This window comes from Bacteroides sp. MSSM.1001136sp1_RTP21357st2_D2_RTP21359_211015 (assembly GCF_040913205.1).
In the GTDB taxonomy this organism is placed as follows: Bacteria; Bacteroidota; Bacteroidia; order Bacteroidales; family Bacteroidaceae; genus Bacteroides; species Bacteroides ovatus.
In genome coordinates this window covers 37803-56719 of sequence record NZ_JBDFVF010000034.1, presented here as the reverse complement: position 1 = coordinate 56719, position 18917 = coordinate 37803, and the positions used below count along the sequence as shown (strand labels likewise).

Annotated in this window: 17 protein-coding genes and 5 tRNA genes; all 22 read left to right on the top strand. The window is 41.7% G+C overall.

Going from position 1 to position 18917, the window contains the following annotated elements:
- Nucleotides 1–93: 93 nt before the first annotated feature.
- The gene (gene rpsU, locus AB5217_RS19565) at nt 94–285 is read left to right on the top strand and encodes a 30S ribosomal protein S21 (protein ID WP_002558090.1); all 192 of its coding nucleotides are present in this window, start codon (nt 94–96) and stop codon (nt 283–285) included.
- A gap of 73 nt (nt 286–358) precedes the next feature.
- Entirely contained in the window at nt 359–1240 is an 882-nt protein-coding gene (xerC, locus tag AB5217_RS19560; RefSeq protein ID WP_032844163.1) for a tyrosine recombinase XerC, read from the top strand.
- Nucleotides 1241–1256: 16 nt separating this feature from the next.
- On the top strand, nt 1257–1556 hold the full coding sequence (hpf, locus tag AB5217_RS19555) for a ribosome hibernation-promoting factor, HPF/YfiA family (RefSeq protein ID WP_004296365.1): 300 nt from the start codon (nt 1257–1259) through the stop codon (nt 1554–1556).
- Nucleotides 1557–1653: 97 nt separating this feature from the next.
- A tRNA-Thr gene (locus AB5217_RS19550) sits at nt 1654–1727 on the top strand.
- An 85-nt stretch (nt 1728–1812) separates the two neighbouring features.
- Nucleotides 1813–1895 (top strand) — tRNA-Tyr (locus AB5217_RS19545).
- A 28-nt stretch (nt 1896–1923) separates the two neighbouring features.
- Nucleotides 1924–1996, top strand: a tRNA-Gly gene (locus tag AB5217_RS19540).
- A gap of 10 nt (nt 1997–2006) precedes the next feature.
- Nucleotides 2007–2078 (top strand) — tRNA-Thr (locus tag AB5217_RS19535).
- Between the two features lie 51 nt (nt 2079–2129).
- Complete coding sequence (gene tuf / locus AB5217_RS19530) at nt 2130–3314, top strand: elongation factor Tu (RefSeq protein WP_004296364.1); 1185 nt, start codon at nt 2130–2132, stop codon at nt 3312–3314.
- 52 nt (nt 3315–3366) lie between these two features.
- Nucleotides 3367–3439, top strand: a tRNA-Trp gene (locus tag AB5217_RS19525).
- 14 nt (nt 3440–3453) lie between these two features.
- Entirely contained in the window at nt 3454–3645 is a 192-nt protein-coding gene (gene secE, locus AB5217_RS19520; protein WP_004296363.1) for a preprotein translocase subunit SecE, read from the top strand.
- Between the two features lie 16 nt (nt 3646–3661).
- A complete protein-coding gene (gene nusG / locus AB5217_RS19515; protein WP_004296362.1) occupies nt 3662–4204 on the top strand; it encodes a transcription termination/antitermination protein NusG in 543 nt (180 codons plus the stop codon).
- 61 nt (nt 4205–4265) lie between these two features.
- Complete coding sequence (gene rplK / locus AB5217_RS19510) at nt 4266–4709, top strand: 50S ribosomal protein L11 (protein ID WP_004296361.1); 444 nt, start codon at nt 4266–4268, stop codon at nt 4707–4709.
- A 15-nt stretch (nt 4710–4724) separates the two neighbouring features.
- Nucleotides 4725–5423: a 50S ribosomal protein L1 gene (rplA, locus tag AB5217_RS19505; RefSeq protein ID WP_004296360.1), complete on the top strand. Its 699-nt coding sequence runs from the start codon at nt 4725–4727 to the stop codon at nt 5421–5423.
- A gap of 15 nt (nt 5424–5438) precedes the next feature.
- A complete protein-coding gene (gene rplJ / locus AB5217_RS19500; RefSeq protein WP_004296359.1) occupies nt 5439–5960 on the top strand; it encodes a 50S ribosomal protein L10 in 522 nt (173 codons plus the stop codon).
- Nucleotides 5961–6050: 90 nt separating this feature from the next.
- Nucleotides 6051–6425 carry a 50S ribosomal protein L7/L12 gene (gene rplL / locus AB5217_RS19495; protein ID WP_004296358.1) on the top strand — a complete coding sequence of 125 codons (375 nt, stop codon included), beginning with the start codon at nt 6051–6053 and terminating at the stop codon, nt 6423–6425.
- A 104-nt stretch (nt 6426–6529) separates the two neighbouring features.
- The gene (rpoB, locus tag AB5217_RS19490; protein WP_004310892.1) at nt 6530–10342 is read left to right on the top strand and encodes a DNA-directed RNA polymerase subunit beta; all 3813 of its coding nucleotides are present in this window, start codon (nt 6530–6532) and stop codon (nt 10340–10342) included.
- Nucleotides 10343–10448: 106 nt separating this feature from the next.
- Nucleotides 10449–14732: a DNA-directed RNA polymerase subunit beta' gene (gene rpoC, locus AB5217_RS19485; RefSeq protein ID WP_004310891.1), complete on the top strand. Its 4284-nt coding sequence runs from the start codon at nt 10449–10451 to the stop codon at nt 14730–14732.
- A gap of 146 nt (nt 14733–14878) precedes the next feature.
- The gene (locus AB5217_RS19480; RefSeq protein ID WP_032844162.1) at nt 14879–15187 is read left to right on the top strand and encodes a DUF3467 domain-containing protein; all 309 of its coding nucleotides are present in this window, start codon (nt 14879–14881) and stop codon (nt 15185–15187) included.
- Between the two features lie 136 nt (nt 15188–15323).
- Entirely contained in the window at nt 15324–15734 is a 411-nt protein-coding gene (rpsL, locus tag AB5217_RS19475; protein WP_002558078.1) for a 30S ribosomal protein S12, read from the top strand.
- Between the two features lie 143 nt (nt 15735–15877).
- Nucleotides 15878–16354, top strand: coding sequence for a 30S ribosomal protein S7 (rpsG, locus tag AB5217_RS19470; protein WP_004307540.1), 477 nt, complete (start codon nt 15878–15880; stop codon nt 16352–16354).
- Between the two features lie 45 nt (nt 16355–16399).
- Entirely contained in the window at nt 16400–18517 is a 2118-nt protein-coding gene (gene fusA / locus AB5217_RS19465) for an elongation factor G (RefSeq protein WP_008646328.1), read from the top strand.
- A gap of 80 nt (nt 18518–18597) precedes the next feature.
- Complete coding sequence (gene rpsJ / locus AB5217_RS19460) at nt 18598–18903, top strand: 30S ribosomal protein S10 (RefSeq protein ID WP_002558075.1); 306 nt, start codon at nt 18598–18600, stop codon at nt 18901–18903.
- Nucleotides 18904–18917: the final 14 nt, after the last annotated feature.

Sequence of the window (18917 nt, the reverse complement as noted above, 5' to 3'; positions counted from 1 at the left end):
GCCGAAAGTTTTGTGAATAAAGAAAGTATGTGTAATTTTGCGGCGCAATTTGACTGCAGAATTTTTTAATCATAACATATTAATAGTAACAAAATGATTGTAGTACCTGTAAAAGAAGGCGAAAACATTGAAAAAGCGCTGAAGAAGTTCAAAAGAAAATTTGAAAAGACTGGCATTGTAAAAGAGTTGAGAAGCAGACAACAGTTTGATAAACCGTCTGTAACTAAAAGACTTAAGAAAGAACGCGCAGTTTACGTACAACAACTTCAGCAAGTAGAAGATTAATAATTCGTAATTTCCTTTGAATTATTGAATTCTTTTCATACATTCGTTGCACGATTTTAGATGTTGCGATATTATGTTGATAGAATCTTTTCTTGATTATCTCCAGTATGAGCGGAACTATTCTGAAAAAACCGTTCTTGCGTACGGTGAAGATATAAAGCAACTGCAGGAGTTTGCTCAGGAAGAGTATGGAAAATTTAATCCGTTAGAAGTCGAGGCGGAACTGATTCGTGAATGGATTGTTTCATTGATGGATAAAGGGTATACCTCAACTTCTGTAAATCGTAAGCTAAGTTCGCTCCGAACGTTTTACAAGTATCTCTTGAGGCAGAGAGAAACGACTATAGATCCTTTGCGTAAAATAAAAGGACCTAAAAACAAAAAGCCGTTGCCTGTGTTCTTAAAAGAGAACGAAATGAATCGGTTATTGGATGATACGGATTTTGGCGAAGGATTTAAAGGTTGTCGGGACCGGTTGGTGATTGAAGTGTTTTATGCTACTGGCATGAGACTTTCGGAATTAATAGGTTTGGATGATAAGGATGTGGATTTTTTGGCTTCTCTTCTGAAAGTGACCGGGAAAAGAAATAAGCAACGACTGATACCGTTCGGTGATGAACTGCGGGAGTTGATGCTTGAATATATTAATGTAAGAAACGAAACGATTCCGGAAAGGTCGGAGGCTTTCTTTATTAGAGAGAATGGCGAACGACTTTATAAGAATCTGGTCTATAATTTAGTGAAACGGAACCTGTCAAAGGTGGCAACGCTGAAGAAAAGGAGTCCTCACGTGTTGAGGCATACTTTTGCTACCACAATGCTGAATAATGAAGCAGAGCTGGGCGCGGTAAAAGAACTTTTGGGTCACGAGAGCATTACGACTACCGAGATCTATACGCATGCCACATTTGAAGAACTTAAAAAAGTGTATAAACAAGCTCATCCAAGAGCTTAAAAAAAAGGAGGTAAGTATGGATGTTAGAATTCAATCAATTCACTTTGATGCGTCAGAGCAATTGCAGGCATTTATTCAGAAGAAAGTGTCCAAGTTGGAAAAATATTACGAAGATATAAAGAAAGTAGAGGTGTCATTAAAGGTAGTAAAACCAGAAGTTGCTGAAAATAAAGAAGCAGGCATTAAAATATTAATCCCCAATGGGGAGTTTTATGCAAGCAAAGTGTGTGATACATTTGAAGAGGCAATTGATTTAGATGTGGAAGCACTCGTAAAACAGCTGGTTAAATACAAGGAAAAGCAACGTAGCAAATAAAAAAATCCCAAATATTTTGCGGGAAAGAAATAAATAACTAAATTTGCAGCCGTTTCGCTCGCGTTAGAACGTGACGGTTGCATTTTTTAGTAAGTTTGCCTCTTTAGCTCAGTTGGCCAGAGCACGTGATTTGTAATCTCGGGGTCGTTGGTTCGAATCCGACAAGAGGCTCAAAAAGAAACCGAAGAACAAAGATAGAACATCTGTCTTTATCATATTGTTTGAAAATAGTTCTTTTATTTCTTGATTTTGAAAAGGGCAAATACCAGAGTGGCCAAATGGGGCAGACTGTAAATCTGCTGGCTTACGCCTTCGGTGGTTCGAATCCATCTTTGCCCACAATCAGAGTGACAACTTTGGCAAGAATGCGGAAGTAGCTCAGTTGATAGAGCATTAGCCTTCCAAGCTGAGGGTCGCGGGTTTGAGCCCCGTCTTCCGCTCTCTTTTCTTGCTGTTATAGCTCAGTGGTAGAGCACTTCCTTGGTAAGGAAGAGGTCCCGGGTTCAAGTCCCGGTAACAGCTCATAAAGGATGTAAATGCTGATTATTAATCAAATAAATAACAAGTAAAGCTATGGCTAAAGAGAAATTTGAACGTACCAAACCGCATGTAAACATTGGTACAATCGGTCACGTAGACCACGGTAAGACAACGTTGACAGCTGCTATCACTACAGTGTTGGCAAAAAAAGGTCTTTCAGAATTGCGTTCTTTCGATTCTATCGACAACGCTCCTGAAGAAAAAGAAAGAGGTATTACTATCAATACTTCTCACGTTGAATATCAAACAGCTAACCGTCACTATGCACACGTAGACTGCCCGGGTCACGCCGACTACGTAAAGAACATGGTTACTGGTGCTGCTCAGATGGACGGTGCTATCATCGTTTGTGCTGCAACTGATGGTCCGATGCCTCAAACTCGCGAACACATTCTGTTGGCTCGTCAGGTAAACGTACCTCGTCTGGTTGTATTCTTGAACAAATGCGATATGGTAGACGACGAAGAAATGTTGGAACTCGTTGAAATGGAAATGAGAGAACTCCTTTCATTCTATGATTTCGATGGTGACAATACTCCTATCATCCGTGGTTCTGCTCTTGGCGCATTGAACGGTGTTGAAAAATGGGAAGACAAAGTTATGGAGCTGATGGATGCAGTTGATAACTGGATTCCACTGCCTCCGCGCGATGTTGATAAACCATTCTTGATGCCGGTTGAAGACGTGTTCTCTATCACAGGTCGTGGTACTGTAGCAACAGGTCGTATCGAAACAGGTGTCATCCACGTTGGTGATGAAGTCGAAATCCTTGGTTTAGGTGAAGATAAGAAATCAGTTGTAACTGGTGTTGAAATGTTCCGTAAACTGTTGGATCAAGGTGAAGCTGGTGACAACGTAGGTCTTTTGCTTCGTGGTATTGACAAGAACGAAATCAAACGTGGTATGGTTCTTTGTAAACCAGGTCAGATTAAACCGCACTCTAAATTCAAAGCTGAGGTTTATATCTTGAAGAAAGAAGAAGGTGGTCGTCACACTCCGTTCCACAACAAATACCGTCCTCAGTTCTACTTGCGTACTATGGACTGTACAGGTGAAATCACTTTGCCGGAAGGAACAGAAATGGTAATGCCGGGTGATAACGTAACTATTACAGTTGAGTTGATTTACCCAGTAGCATTGAACCCGGGCCTTCGTTTCGCTATCCGCGAAGGTGGACGCACGGTAGGTGCTGGTCAGATTACTGAAATTATCGACTAATACACAATAATTAATCAGTTCCCGGTTTTCATCGGGAACTGATTATGTACACACGGGAGTAGCTCAGTTGGTAGAGCACCGGTCTCCAAAACCGGGTGTCGGGAGTTCGAGCCTCTCCTCCCGTGCTAATATTATTGAAATGAAAAAGGTAATAGCTTATATTAAAGAATCTTACGACGAACTTGTACATAAAGTATCGTGGCCTACGTATTCTGAACTTGCTAACAGTGCAGTAGTTGTTTTATATGCTTCCCTGCTTATTGCATTGGTAGTATGGGGTATGGATGTCTGTTTCCAGAACTTCATGGAAAAAATCGTTTATCCACATTAAAAATTAGGAATTGAAAATGGCTGAGATTGAAAAGAAATGGTACGTTCTGCGTGCTATTAGTGGAAAAGAAGCTAAGGTAAAGGAATATCTTGAAGCTGATCTTAAGAACAGTGACCTTGGTGAATATGTATCTCAGGTATTGATTCCTACTGAAAAAGTTTACCAGGTTCGCAATGGTAAAAAAATTGTGAAGGAAAGAAGTTATCTTCCTGGTTACGTTTTGGTGGAGGCTGCTTTGGTTGGTGAGGTCGCTCATCACTTGCGCAACACTCCGAATGTGATAGGCTTTTTAGGTGGCTCCGAAAAACCGGTGCCTCTCAGACAATCAGAAGTGAATCGTATACTTGGTACAGTGGACGAACTGCAGGAAACGGGTGAAGAACTCAATATTCCGTACGTGGTGGGTGAAACTGTAAAAGTTACTTTTGGACCTTTTAGCGGATTCAGTGGTATCATTGAAGAAGTGAATAGCGAAAAAAAGAAACTAAAGGTCATGGTAAAGATATTCGGGCGCAAAACGCCGCTTGAATTGGGCTTTATGCAAGTGGAAAAGGAATAACACGGAATTGTTACGCTGTTGTTGTTCTTCGTTTAATGTTTATATATAAATCAATAAAAAAATGGCTAAAGAAGTTGCTGGACTAATCAAGTTACAGATTAAAGGAGGCGCTGCAAATCCATCACCTCCCGTTGGACCTGCTTTGGGTTCTAAGGGTATCAATATCATGGAATTTTGCAAGCAATTCAATGCCAGAACCCAAGACAAAGCAGGTAAAATTTTACCTGTTATCATTACTTACTACGCAGATAAGTCTTTCGATTTTGTAATCAAGACTCCTCCCGTCGCTATTCAATTACTTGAAGTAGCTAAGGTAAAGAGTGGTTCTGCTGAGCCTAACCGTAAGAAAGTTGCCGAGCTTACTTGGGAACAAGTTCGTACGATCGCTCAGGACAAAATGGTTGACTTGAACTGTTTTACTGTGGAAGCTGCCATGAGAATGGTTGCAGGTACAGCTAGAAGTATGGGTATCGCTGTAAAAGGGGAGTTCCCGGTTAATAACTAATAAACTTCAATTGTAATGGGTAAACTGACAAAAAATCAAAAGTTAGCTGCAGAAAAAATTGAAGCAGGGAAAGCATACTCACTGAAAGAAGCTGCATCTTTGGTAAAAGAAATCACTTTTTCCAAATTCGATGCTTCACTGGATATTGATGTACGTTTAGGGGTTGACCCGCGTAAAGCTAACCAGATGGTGAGAGGTGTTGTTTCACTTCCTCATGGTACTGGTAAAGAAGTGCGTGTGTTGGTACTTTGTACACCGGATGCTGAAGCTGCTGCAAAAGAAGCTGGTGCTGACTATGTTGGTCTTGACGAATATATTGAAAAGATCAAAGGTGGATGGACTGATATTGATGTAATCATCACTATGCCATCTATCATGGGTAAAATTGGTGCACTCGGTCGTGTACTCGGTCCTCGTGGATTGATGCCGAACCCTAAGAGTGGTACTGTAACTATGGATGTTGCTAAGGCTGTAAAAGAAGTAAAACAAGGTAAGATTGACTTTAAAGTTGATAAGAGCGGTATCGTTCACACTTCTATCGGTAAGGTATCATTCAGTCCTGATCAGATTCGCGACAACGCGAAAGAGTTCATCTCTACTCTGAACAAGCTGAAACCGACCGCAGCAAAGGGTACATATATTAAGAGTATTTATCTTTCTAGTACAATGAGTGCGGGTATTAAAATCGACCCGAAATCAGTGGATGAAATCTAATAAAACAGAGAAATAATGAGAAAGGAAGATAAAAGTACGATTATAGAGCAAATTGCTGCTACAGTAAAGGAATATGGTCACTTCTACTTGGTAGACGTTACAGCGATGAACGCTGCTGCTACCAGCGCATTGAGAAGAGATTGCTTTAAATCAGACATCAAATTGATGGTGGTTAAAAACACTCTGCTTCACAAAGCACTTGAAAGCCTGGAAGAAGACTTTTCACCTCTTTACGGTTCTTTGAAAGGTACTACTGCTGTTATGTTTACTAACACTGCAAACGTACCTGCTAAGTTAATCAAAGACAAAGCGAAAGACGGTATTCCCGGACTGAAAGCTGCGTATGCAGAAGAAAGCTTCTATGTTGGTGCAGACCAATTGGATGCTCTCGTTGCAATCAAGAGTAAGAATGAAGTTATCGCCGATATCGTTGCACTGTTGCAATCTCCGGCCAAGAATGTTATTTCTGCTCTTCAATCAGGTGGTAACACCCTTCACGGAGTTCTCAAGACTCTTGGTGAACGTACCGAAGCGTAAAAATGGAAAAAGGCGTCACAGCCTTGGGAATAACATCCCAAATAATTTTCAAAAATCAACAAGTATTTAAACATTAAAATCATACAAAAAATGGCAGATTTGAAAGCTTTTGCAGAACAATTAGTTAACTTGACAGTAAAAGAAGTTAATGAACTTGCAACTATCCTTAAAGAAGAATACGGTATTGAACCTGCTGCTGCAGCTGTAGCTGTTGCTGCTGGTCCTGCAGCTGGTGCTGCTGCCGCAGAAGAAAAAACTTCTTTCGACGTAGTATTGAAGAGCGCTGGTGCAGCTAAACTTCAGGTAGTTAAGGCCGTTAAGGAAGCTTGTGGTCTTGGTTTGAAAGAAGCTAAAGACTTGGTAGACGGTGCTCCTAGCACAGTAAAAGAAGGTTTGGCTAAAGACGAAGCAGAATCATTGAAGAAAACATTGGAAGAAGCTGGAGCTGAAGTTGAACTTAAATAACATTGGCCTGGTAATCAGGTAATTCGGTTAGGAATCCTTCACAAGAGGATTCTTAACCTTTTTGTGTATATATTTCAAATTAAGTTCTCCAAATTCATTGACAGATGTCTTCAAATACTGTAAATCAAAGAGTTAATTTTGCTTCGACTAAGAATCCGCTAGAATACCCGGATTTCCTGGAAGTACAATTGAAGTCATTCCAAGACTTTCTACAATTAGATACCCCACCTGAAAAGCGTAAGAATGAGGGATTGTATAAAGTATTTGCTGAAAACTTCCCTATTGCCGATACAAGAAACAATTTTGTTCTTGAGTTTCTGGACTATTATATTGATCCGCCGCGTTATACCATTGATGATTGTATAGAGCGTGGGCTTACTTATAGTGTTCCCTTAAAAGCGAAACTTAAGCTTTACTGTACGGACCCCGATCATGAGGATTTTGATACAGTGATTCAGGACGTATTCCTCGGCCCGATTCCTTATATGACTGATAAGGCTACTTTCGTCATTAACGGTGCCGAACGCGTAGTTGTGTCACAGCTTCACCGTTCTCCGGGTGTGTTCTTCGGTCAGAGTGTACATGCCAATGGTACGAAACTTTATTCGGCTCGTATTATTCCGTTTAAGGGTTCGTGGATTGAGTTTGCTACTGACATCAATAATGTGATGTACGCATACATCGACCGTAAGAAGAAATTGCCGGTGACTACATTGTTGCGTGCAATTGGCTTCGAGAATGACAAAGATATTCTTGAGATTTTCGATCTTGCAGAAGATGTGAAGGTAAACAAGACAAATCTGAAGAAGGTGTTAGGCCGTAAACTGGCTGCACGTGTCTTGAAAACATGGATTGAAGATTTCGTTGATGAAGATACCGGTGAAGTGGTTTCTATTGAACGTAACGAAGTTATTATCGACCGTGAAACCGTACTGGAAGAGGAGCATATTGATGAAATTTTGGAGTCGGGAGTTCAGAACATCCTTTTGCATAAGGATGAACCGAATCAGTCCGATTTCTCTATCATATATAATACGTTGCAGAAGGACCCGAGTAACTCGGAAAAAGAAGCTGTGTTGTATATCTACCGTCAGTTGCGTAATGCCGATCCGGCTGATGACGCAAGTGCAAGGGAGGTTATCAACAACTTGTTCTTCTCAGAAAAACGATATGACCTTGGTGATGTAGGTCGTTACAGAATCAACAAAAAGTTGAATCTGACGACTGACATGGACGTGCGTGTCCTCACGAAGGAAGATATTATTGAAATCATCAAATATCTGATTGAGTTGATTAACTCAAAAGCGGATGTGGATGATATTGACCACTTGAGTAACCGTCGTGTACGTACTGTTGGTGAACAGCTTTCTAATCAGTTTGCTGTGGGGCTGGCTCGTATGTCTCGTACGATTCGTGAACGTATGAACGTTCGTGACAATGAAGTGTTTACTCCGATTGATTTGATTAATGCAAAGACTATTTCTTCAGTAATCAACTCATTCTTCGGAACGAACGCGTTGTCGCAGTTCATGGACCAGACAAACCCGCTGGCTGAAATTACGCACAAACGTCGTATGTCTGCCCTTGGTCCTGGTGGTCTTTCCCGTGAACGTGCCGGATTTGAGGTTCGTGACGTTCACTATACACACTATGGTCGTCTTTGTCCGATTGAGACTCCTGAAGGTCCGAACATCGGTTTGATTTCTTCATTGTGTGTATTTGCTAAGATTAATGAGCTAGGATTCATTGAAACTCCCTACCGCAAGGTGGAAAATGGAAAAGTGGATCTTTCTGATAACGGTCTGATTTATCTGACTGCTGAAGAAGAGGAAGAAAAGGTTATTGCGCAGGGAAATGCTCCGTTGAATGACGATGGTACATTCGTACTTAACAGAGTTAAGTCTCGTCAAGATGCAGATTTCCCGGTTGTTGAACCATCTGAAGTTGACTTGATGGACGTTGCTCCTCAGCAGATCGCATCTATTGCAGCTTCTTTGATTCCATTCTTGGAACATGACGATGCTAACCGTGCATTGATGGGATCGAACATGATGCGCCAGGCGGTTCCTTTGTTGAGAAGTGAAGCTCCGATCGTAGGTACAGGTATCGAACGTCAGTTGGTAAGAGACTCTCGTACCCAGATTACCGCAGAAGGCGATGGTGTGGTTGACTATGTGGATGCTACTACTATCCGTATTTTGTATGACCGTACGGAAGACGAAGAATTTGTAAGTTTCGAACCTGCTTTGAAGGAATATAGAATACCTAAGTTCCGTAAGACTAACCAGAACATGACGATTGACTTGCGTCCGATTTGTGACAAAGGCCAGCGTGTGAAGAAAGGTGATATCTTGACTGAAGGTTATTCTACTGAAAAGGGTGAATTGGCATTGGGTAAGAACCTGTTGGTAGCTTATATGCCTTGGAAGGGTTACAACTATGAGGATGCTATCGTATTGAACGAACGTGTGGTACGCGAAGACTTGTTGACTTCAGTTCACGTAGAGGAATATTCTCTGGAAGTTCGTGAAACAAAACGTGGTATGGAAGAGTTGACTTCTGATATCCCGAATGTAAGTGAAGAAGCTACCAAAGACTTGGATGAAAACGGTATCGTAAGAATCGGTGCTCGTATCGAGCCGGGTGATATCATGATTGGTAAGATTACGCCGAAGGGTGAATCTGATCCTTCTCCGGAAGAAAAACTGCTTCGGGCTATCTTCGGTGATAAGGCAGGTGACGTGAAAGATGCTTCTTTGAAAGCTTCTCCTTCTTTGAAAGGTGTGGTGATTGATAAGAAACTTTTCTCACGTGTGATTAAGAATCGTAGCTCTAAACTGGCCGATAAAGCATTGTTGCCTAAGATTGATGATGAATTTGAATCTAAGGTAGCTGACTTGAAACGTATCCTGGTTAAGAAACTGATGACTTTGACTGAAGGTAAGGTTTCTCAAGGTGTGAAAGACTATTTGGGTGCGGAAGTTATTGCGAAAGGTTCTAAGTTCAGTGCTTCTGATTTTGATTCACTTGACTTTACTTCTATTCAATTGAGCAACTGGACAAGCGACGATCATATTAACGGTATGATTCGTGATCTGGTGATGAATTTCATTAAGAAATATAAAGAGCTGGATGCTGAATTGAAACGTAAGAAGTTTGCTATTACAATTGGTGATGAACTTCCTGCTGGTATTATCCAGATGGCAAAAGTATATATTGCTAAGAAACGTAAGATTGGTGTGGGTGATAAGATGGCTGGTCGCCACGGTAACAAGGGTATTGTATCCCGTGTTGTTCGTCAGGAGGATATGCCGTTCTTGGCTGATGGTACTCCGGTTGACATTGTGTTGAATCCGTTGGGTGTGCCTTCTCGTATGAACATTGGTCAGATTTTTGAAGCTGTACTCGGACGTGCCGGAAAAACGTTGGGCGTGAAATTCGCGACTCCTATTTTCGACGGTGCTACCATGGAAGATCTGGATCAGTGGACAGACAAGGCAGGATTGCCTCGCTACTGTAAGACTTATCTTTGTGATGGTGGTACAGGTGAGCAATTTGACCAGGCAGCTACTGTGGGCGTAACTTACATGTTGAAGTTGGGCCACATGGTTGAAGACAAGATGCATGCTCGTTCTATCGGTCCGTACTCATTGATTACTCAGCAACCTCTTGGTGGTAAAGCTCAATTCGGTGGTCAGCGTTTCGGAGAAATGGAGGTTTGGGCACTCGAAGGTTTCGGTGCTGCCCATATCTTGCAGGAAATCCTGACTATCAAATCTGATGACGTGGTAGGACGTTCGAAGGCTTATGAAGCAATTGTGAAAGGTGAACCGATGCCACAACCTGGTATTCCGGAATCCTTGAACGTATTGTTGCACGAGTTGAGAGGTTTAGGTTTGAGTATCAACCTAGAATAAAATAATGAAAGAATGTGAGATGTCAATGTACCGATGAAGGTCTGTTGGCATCCGCACTTTTTTCAATTTCCAATGATTCAATTATCAAATCTCAATTATATAGAGTATGGCTTTTAGAAAAGAAAATAAGACGAAAAGTAATTTCTCGAAGATCTCAATTGGTCTGGCTTCTCCGGAAGAAATCCTTGAGAATTCGAGTGGTGAAGTTTTGAAGCCTGAAACCATTAATTACCGTACGTACAAACCCGAACGTGACGGTTTGTTCTGCGAGCGCATTTTTGGTCCTATCAAGGATTATGAATGTCATTGCGGTAAATACAAGCGTATCCGTTATAAAGGTATCGTCTGCGACCGTTGTGGTGTGGAAGTTACTGAAAAGAAAGTGCGCCGTGAACGTATGGGACATATCCAGCTGGTTGTGCCGGTGGCTCACATCTGGTATTTCCGTTCGCTTCCTAATAAAATCGGTTATTTGCTCGGATTGCCGACAAAGAAACTGGATTCGATTATATACTACGAACGTTATGTTGTTATTCAGCCGGGTGTGAAAGCTGAAGATGGCGTAGCTGAATATGATTTGCTTTCTGAAGAAGAATATCTGGATATTCTGGATACTCTTCCGAAAGACAATCAGTATCTTGAAGATAATGATCCGAATAAATTTGTTGCAAAGATGGGAGCCGAAGCTATCTATGATTTGCTGGCTCGTTTGGATCTGGATGCTTTGTCTTACGAACTGCGTCACCGCGCCGGAAACGATGCGTCTCAGCAACGTAAGAATGAAGCTTTGAAACGTCTTCAGGTAGTAGAATCGTTCCGCGCATCACGTGGACGTAACAAACCGGAATGGATGATCGTACGTATCGTACCGGTTATTCCGCCCGAACTTCGTCCGTTGGTTCCGCTGGATGGTGGCCGTTTTGCTACATCTGACTTGAACGACCTTTATCGTCGTGTGATTATCCGTAACAACCGTTTGAAACGACTGATTGAAATCAAGGCTCCGGAAGTAATCTTGCGTAATGAAAAACGTATGCTTCAGGAATCTGTCGATTCTTTGTTTGATAACTCACGTAAGTCAAGTGCTGTGAAGACAGATGCCAACCGTCCGTTGAAGTCATTGTCTGACAGTTTGAAAGGTAAACAGGGACGTTTCCGTCAGAACTTGCTGGGTAAACGTGTTGACTACTCTGCTCGTTCCGTAATCGTCGTTGGTCCGGAATTGAAGATGGGTGAATGCGGTATTCCTAAATTGATGGCTGCCGAATTATACAAGCCGTTTATTATTCGCAAGCTCATCGAACGTGGTATCGTTAAGACTGTTAAGTCTGCAAAGAAAATCGTAGACCGCAAAGAGCCGGTGATTTGGGATATCTTGGAACATGTAATGAAGGGACACCCGGTACTGTTGAACCGTGCTCCGACCTTGCACCGTTTGGGTATTCAGGCTTTCCAGCCTAAAATGATCGAAGGTAAAGCTATCCAGTTGCACCCGTTGGCATGTACGGCATTCAACGCCGACTTTGACGGTGACCAGATGGCTGTTCACTTACCTTTGAGTAATGAAGCAATTCTTGAAGCACAAATGTTGATGCTTCAATCACATAATATCTTGAATCCGGCAAACGGTGCGCCTATTACTGTGCCTGCACAGGATATGGTTCTTGGTTTGTACTATATTACTAAGTTGCGTGCCGGTGCAAAAGGTGAAGGTTTGACATTCTACGGACCGGAAGAAGCGTTGATCGCTTACAATGAAGGTAAGGTAGATATTCATGCTCCGGTGAAGGTTATCGTGAAAGACGTTGATGAAAATGGTAACATTGTAGACGTAATGCGCGAAACTTCAGTAGGACGTGTGATTGTGAATGAAATCGTTCCACCTGAAGCTGGTTATATCAATACAATTATCTCTAAGAAATCTCTTCGTGATATTATTAGTGATGTAATTAAGGTATGTGGTGTGGCTAAGGCTGCCGACTTCCTGGATGGAATCAAGAATTTAGGTTATCAGATGGCGTTCAAGGGTGGTTTGTCATTCAACTTGGGTGATATTATCATTCCGAAGGAAAAAGAAACTTTGGTACAAAAAGGTTACGACGAAGTTGAACAAGTCGTAAACAACTATAACATGGGTTTCATTACCAATAACGAACGTTACAATCAGGTAATTGATATTTGGACACATGTGAACTCCGAGTTGTCTAATATCCTGATGAAGACTATTTCTTCGGACGATCAGGGTTTCAACTCTGTATATATGATGCTTGACTCTGGTGCCCGTGGTTCTAAAGAGCAGATTCGTCAGTTGTCAGGTATGCGTGGTTTGATGGCAAAACCGCAGAAAGCAGGTGCTGAAGGTGGTCAGATCATCGAGAACCCGATTTTGTCGAACTTTAAAGAAGGACTTTCGGTGTTGGAGTACTTTATCTCTACCCACGGTGCTCGTAAAGGTTTGGCGGATACCGCTTTGAAGACTGCCGATGCCGGTTATCTGACCCGTCGTCTGGTGGACGTATCACATGATGTGATTATTACAGAAGAAGACTGCGGTACTCTCCGCGGATTGGTTTGTACGGACCTTAAGAATAACGATGAGGTTATTGCTACTCTGTACGAACGTATCTTAGGCCGTGTTTCCGTACATGATATTATTCATCCTACCACAGGTGAATTACTTGTTGCCGGTGGTGAAGAAATTACAGAAGAAGTAGCCAAGAAGATTCAGGAGTCTCCGATCGAGAGTGTTGAAATTCGTTCGGTATTGACTTGTGAAGCTAAGAAGGGTGTTTGTGCTAAATGCTACGGACGTAACTTGGCAACGAGCCGCATGGTTCAGAAGGGTGAAGCTGTCGGTGTAATCGCTGCTCAGTCTATTGGTGAGCCGGGTACACAGTTGACATTGCGTACATTCCACGCCGGTGGTACTGCTGCAAATATTGCAGCTAACGCCAGTATCGTTGCTAAAAATAATGCACGTCTTGAATTTGAAGAGTTGCGTACAGTAGATATCGTTGACGAGATGGGTGAATCTGCAAAAGTGGTAGTAGGTCGTTTGGCCGAAGTACGTTTTGTGGATGTAAATACCGGTATTGTTCTTTCTACTCATAACGTACCTTATGGTTCAACACTGTATGTAAGTGACGGCGACTTGGTAGAAAAAGGCAAACTGATCGCTAAGTGGGACCCGTTCAATGCTGTTATTATTACAGAAGCAACCGGTAAGATCGAATTTGAGGGCGTAATTGAAAACGTTACTTATAAGGTTGAATCGGATGAAGCAACAGGTCTTCGTGAAATTATTATTATTGAATCCAAGGATAAAACCAAAGTTCCTACAGCTCATATTTTGACAGAGGACGGTGATTTGATCCGTACTTATAACTTACCGGTAGGTGGTCACGTAATCATCGAGAATGGTCAGAAGGTAAAAGCTGGTGAAGTAATCGTGAAGATTCCGCGTGCCGTCGGTAAAGCGGGTGATATCACGGGTGGTCTTCCTCGTGTTACTGAATTGTTTGAAGCTCGTAACCCGTCAAATCCGGCTGTCGTTTCTGAAATCGACGGTGAGGTAACAATGGGTAAGATCAAGCGTGGTAACCGTGAGATCATTGTAACTTCCAAGACTGGTGAGGTTAAAAAATATCTGGTTGCACTGTCTAAGCAGATTCTGGTACAGGAAAATGACTATGTACGTGCAGGTACTCCGTTGTCTGACGGTGCTACTACTCCAGCAGACATCTTGGCAATTAAAGGTCCTACAGCTGTACAAGAATATATCGTGAATGAAGTTCAGGATGTATACCGCTTGCAGGGTGTGAAGATCAATGATAAGCACTTCGAGATTATCGTTCGTCAGATGATGCGCAAGGTTCAGATTGATGAACCGGGAGATACTCGTTTCCTCGAACAGCAAGTCGTAGACAAACTGGAATTCATGGAAGAAAATGATCGTATCTGGGGTAAGAAAGTCGTAGTGGATGCTGGTGATTCTCAAAATATGCAAGCTGGTCAGATTGTAACTGCCCGCAAGTTGCGTGATGAGAACAGTATGTTGAAACGTCGTGACTTGAAACCGGTTGAGGTTCGTGATGCTGTTGCTGCTACCTCTACTCAGATCCTTCAGGGTATTACACGTGCTGCTTTGCAGACTTCAAGCTTTATGTCGGCTGCTTCCTTCCAGGAAACAACGAAAGTCTTGAATGAGGCTGCTATCAACGGTAAGATCGATAAGTTGGAAGGTATGAAGGAAAATGTGATCTGTGGTCACTTGATTCCTGCAGGTACCGGTCAGCGCGAATTTGAAAAACTCATCGTTGGATCAAAAGAAGAGTATGACCGTATCTTGGCTAACAAGAAAACAGTACTTGACTACAATGAAGTAGAATAAATACAATTCAATTGACTATATGAGAAGGAGCGATTGCCAGATTGGGTAATTGCTCCTTTTTTTATTTCTTTTTTACTTGTGTGTATTACCATTAGTCTCAGGAAAAATGTGTTATTTTGCAGGATAACTTTTTAATCATATAAAATATGGAAGAACAAAATAACAATGGACAATTACAGATTGAATTGAGAGAAGAGGTAGCGCAGGGAACTTATGCAAATCTAGCTATTATTACTCATTCTAGTTCTGAATTCATCCTTGACTTCGTGCGCATAATGCCGGGCATACCGAAGGCTGGCGTGCAATCTCGCATTATTGTGGCTCCGGAACACGCAAAACGCTTGCTGCGGGCATTGGAAGACAATATAGCAAAGTATGAACGGGTATTCGGCCCGATTCGTACTTCAGATGAACCTTCTCTTCCTCCCTTGGCGGGTGTAAAAGGCGAAGCATGAAGATGATATAAAAACATTAAAAAAGAAAAAAAAGTTGTAGCGCATTGAATATTCAAATATTATTCGTATTTTTGCAGCCCAAAATGTATAGTTACGAAATTAATATAACAATAATATAAATCAAAAAACAATTAAAATGCCTACAATTCAGCAATTAGTAAGAAAAGGACGCGAAGTGCTGGTGGAGAAAAGTAAATCTCCAGCCTTGGATTCATGTCCTCAAAGACGTGGCGTTTGCGTGAGAGTATATACTACTACTCCGAAGAAACCGAACTCTGCAATGCGTAAAGTAGCTCGTGTACGTTTGACTAACCAAAAAGAGGTGAACTCATACATTCCGGGAGAAGGACACAACTTGCAGGAACACTCAATCGTTTTGGTACGTGGTGGTCGTGTAAAAGACCTTCCGGGTGTACGTTATCACATCGTTCGTGGTACACTTGATACAGCAGGTGTTGCTGGCCGTACTCAAAGACGCTCTAAGTATGGTGCTAAGCGCCCGAAACCAGGACAAGCTGCTGCTCCTGCTAAAGGTAAGAAGAAATAAGGATTAAGACCTGATTAAAATTAAAGTAATAACTTACGTTTTAGTTTGTTGGAAATGCTAAAGGTTGAGTAAATTCTCCGGAGGGAGAGTTGAAGAAGTCAAGATGTAGACAACCAAGAACAAAAACATTATTTTTCAAACAAATGAGAAAAGCAAAACCAAAAAAACGCGTAATCCTTCCGGATCCCGTGTTTAATGACCAAAAGGTTTCTAAGTTCGTGAACCACTTGATGTATGATGGAAAGAAAAATACATCTTATGAAATCTTTTATGCCGCTCTGGAAACAGTGAAAGCTAAACTTCCTAACGAAGAAAAATCTGCTCTCGAAATCTGGAAAAAGGCTTTGGATAATGTAACTCCGCAAGTGGAAGTAAAGTCTCGCCGTGTCGGTGGTGCTACTTTCCAAGTTCCTACTGAAATCCGTCCGGATCGTAAAGAATCAATTTCAATGAAGAATCTGATTCTGTTTGCTCGTAAAAGAGGTGGTAAATCAATGGCTGACAAGTTGGCTGCTGAAATTATGGATGCCTTCAATGAACAAGGCGGTGCATACAAACGTAAAGAAGACATGCATAGAATGGCAGAAGCTAACCGTGCATTTGCTCATTTTAGATTCTAATACTGTAAGAAACCAAATATAAACTTAAAGTAAAGGAATTAGAAGATGGCTAAACATGATTTACATTTAACTCGTAATATCGGTATCATGGCTCACATCGATGCCGGAAAAACAACTACTTCTGAACGTATCCTGTTCTACACTGGATTGACTCACAAAATTGGTGAAGTTCATGACGGTGCTGCTACTATGGACTGGATGGAACAGGAGCAAGAACGTGGTATCACTATTACATCTGCTGCTACAACAACAAGATGGAAATATGCTGGTGATACTTATAAAATTAACTTGATTGACACTCCGGGGCACGTTGATTTTACTGCAGAGGTAGAACGTTCATTGCGTATCCTTGATGGAGCTGTGGCTGCTTATTGTGCTGTTGGTGGTGTTGAGCCCCAATCAGAAACAGTATGGCGTCAAGCTGATAAATATAACGTTCCTCGTATTGCTTATGTTAATAAGATGGACCGTTCTGGTGCAGACTTCTTTGAAGTAGTTCGCCAGATGAAGGATGTGCTTGGAGCTAATCCGTGTCCGATTGTTGTTCCTATTGGTGCTGAAGAATCTTTTAAAGGTCTTGTTGATCTTATCAAAATGAAAGCTATTTATTGGCACGATGAAACAATGGGTGCTGACTACAGTGTTGAGGAAATTCCGGCAGAACTTGTCGATGAAGCTAACGAGTGGAGAGACAAGATGCTTGAAAAAGTAGCTGAATTTGATGATGCTTTGATGGAGAAATATTTCGATGATCCTTCTACTATTACTGAAGAAGAAGTGTTGAGAGCTCTTCGCAATGCAACAGTTCAGATGGCTGTAGTCCCCATGCTTTGTGGATCTTCTTTCAAGAACAAAGGTGTTCAGACATTGCTTGACTATGTTTGTGCTTTTTTGCCTTCTCCGCTTGATACAGAGAATGTAATAGGTACAAATCCTAATACTGGAGCTGAAGAAGATCGTAAACCAAGTGATGATGAAAAAACATCAGCTTTAGCATTTAAGATCGCAACTGACCCATATGTAGGTCGTTTGACTTTCTTCCGTGTTTATTCAGGTAAAATTGAAGCAGGTTCTTATATCTACAACTCTCGCTCTGGTAAGAAAGAACGCGTTTCTCGTCTGTTCCAGATGCACTCTAACAAACAGAATCCGGTTGAAGTAATCGGTGCTGGTGATATCGGTGCAGGTGTAGGTTTTAAGGATATTCACACTGGTGATACTTTGTGTGATGAAAACGCTCCGATCGTACTTGAATCTATGGACTTCCCGGAACCAGTTATCGGTATCGCTGTAGAACCTAAGACGCAGAAGGATATGGATAAGCTGTCTAACGGTTTGGCTAAATTGGCTGAAGAAGATCCGACGTTTACTGTGAAGACAGACGAACAGACAGGTCAGACGGTTATTTCTGGTATGGGTGAGCTTCACTTGGATATCATTATTGATCGTTTGAAACGTGAGTTCAAGGTAGAATGTAACCAGGGTAAGCCGCAGGTTAACTACAAAGAAGCTATCACGAAGACAGTTAATTTGCGTGAAGTATATAAGAAGCAATCTGGTGGGCGTGGTAAGTTTGCTGATATCATCGTGAATATTGGTCCGGCTGATGCAGATTTCACTTTGGGTGGTTTGCAGTTTGTTGACGAAGTGAAAGGTGGTAACATTCCTAAGGAATTTATTCCTGCTGTTCAGAAAGGCTTTACGAATGCTATGAAGAGTGGTGTTTTGGCAGGTTATCCGCTGGATTCATTGAAAGTTACTTTGGTTGATGGTTCATTCCATCCGGTTGACTCTGATCAGTTGTCATTCGAAATCTGTGCAATGCAGGCTTATAAAAATGCATGTGCTAAGGCAGGTCCTGTTTTGATGGAACCTATCATGAAGCTGGAAGTTGTAACTCCGGAAGAGAATATGGGTGATGTTATCGGTGACTTGAACAAACGTCGTGGACAGGTTGAAGGTATGGAATCTAGTCGTTCTGGTGCCCGTATCGTGAAAGCGATGGTTCCGCTGGCAGAAATGTTTGGTTATGTAACAGCTTTACGTACTATCACTTCTGGTCGTGCAACTTCATCAATGACTTACTCTCATCACGCTCAGGTTTCTTCTTCTATTGCCAAGGCTGTATTGGAAGAAGTAAAAGGACGTGCTGATTTACTCTAAAATATCTAAAGCAGCAGGCTAGCGAATGACTCTTAGCCTGCCGCTTTATCTTATTATAAATGTATTAATTAAAAAAAATAATGAGTCAGAAAATTAGAATTAAATTGAAATCTTACGACCACAACTTGGTTGACAAGTCAGCTGAGAAAATTGTAAGAACTGTAAAAGCTACAGGTGCTATTGTTAGCGGTCCGATACCTCTGCCTACGCACAAGCGTATCTTTACTGTGAACCGTTCGACTTTCGTAAACAAAAAGTCTCGTGAGCAATTTGAACTCTCTTCTTATAAGAGATTGATCGACATCTATAGCTCAACAGCTAAGACAGTAGATGCTCTGATGAAGTTGGAATTGCCAAGTGGTGTGGAAGTAGAAATTAAAGTTTGATAATTAAAAATTAG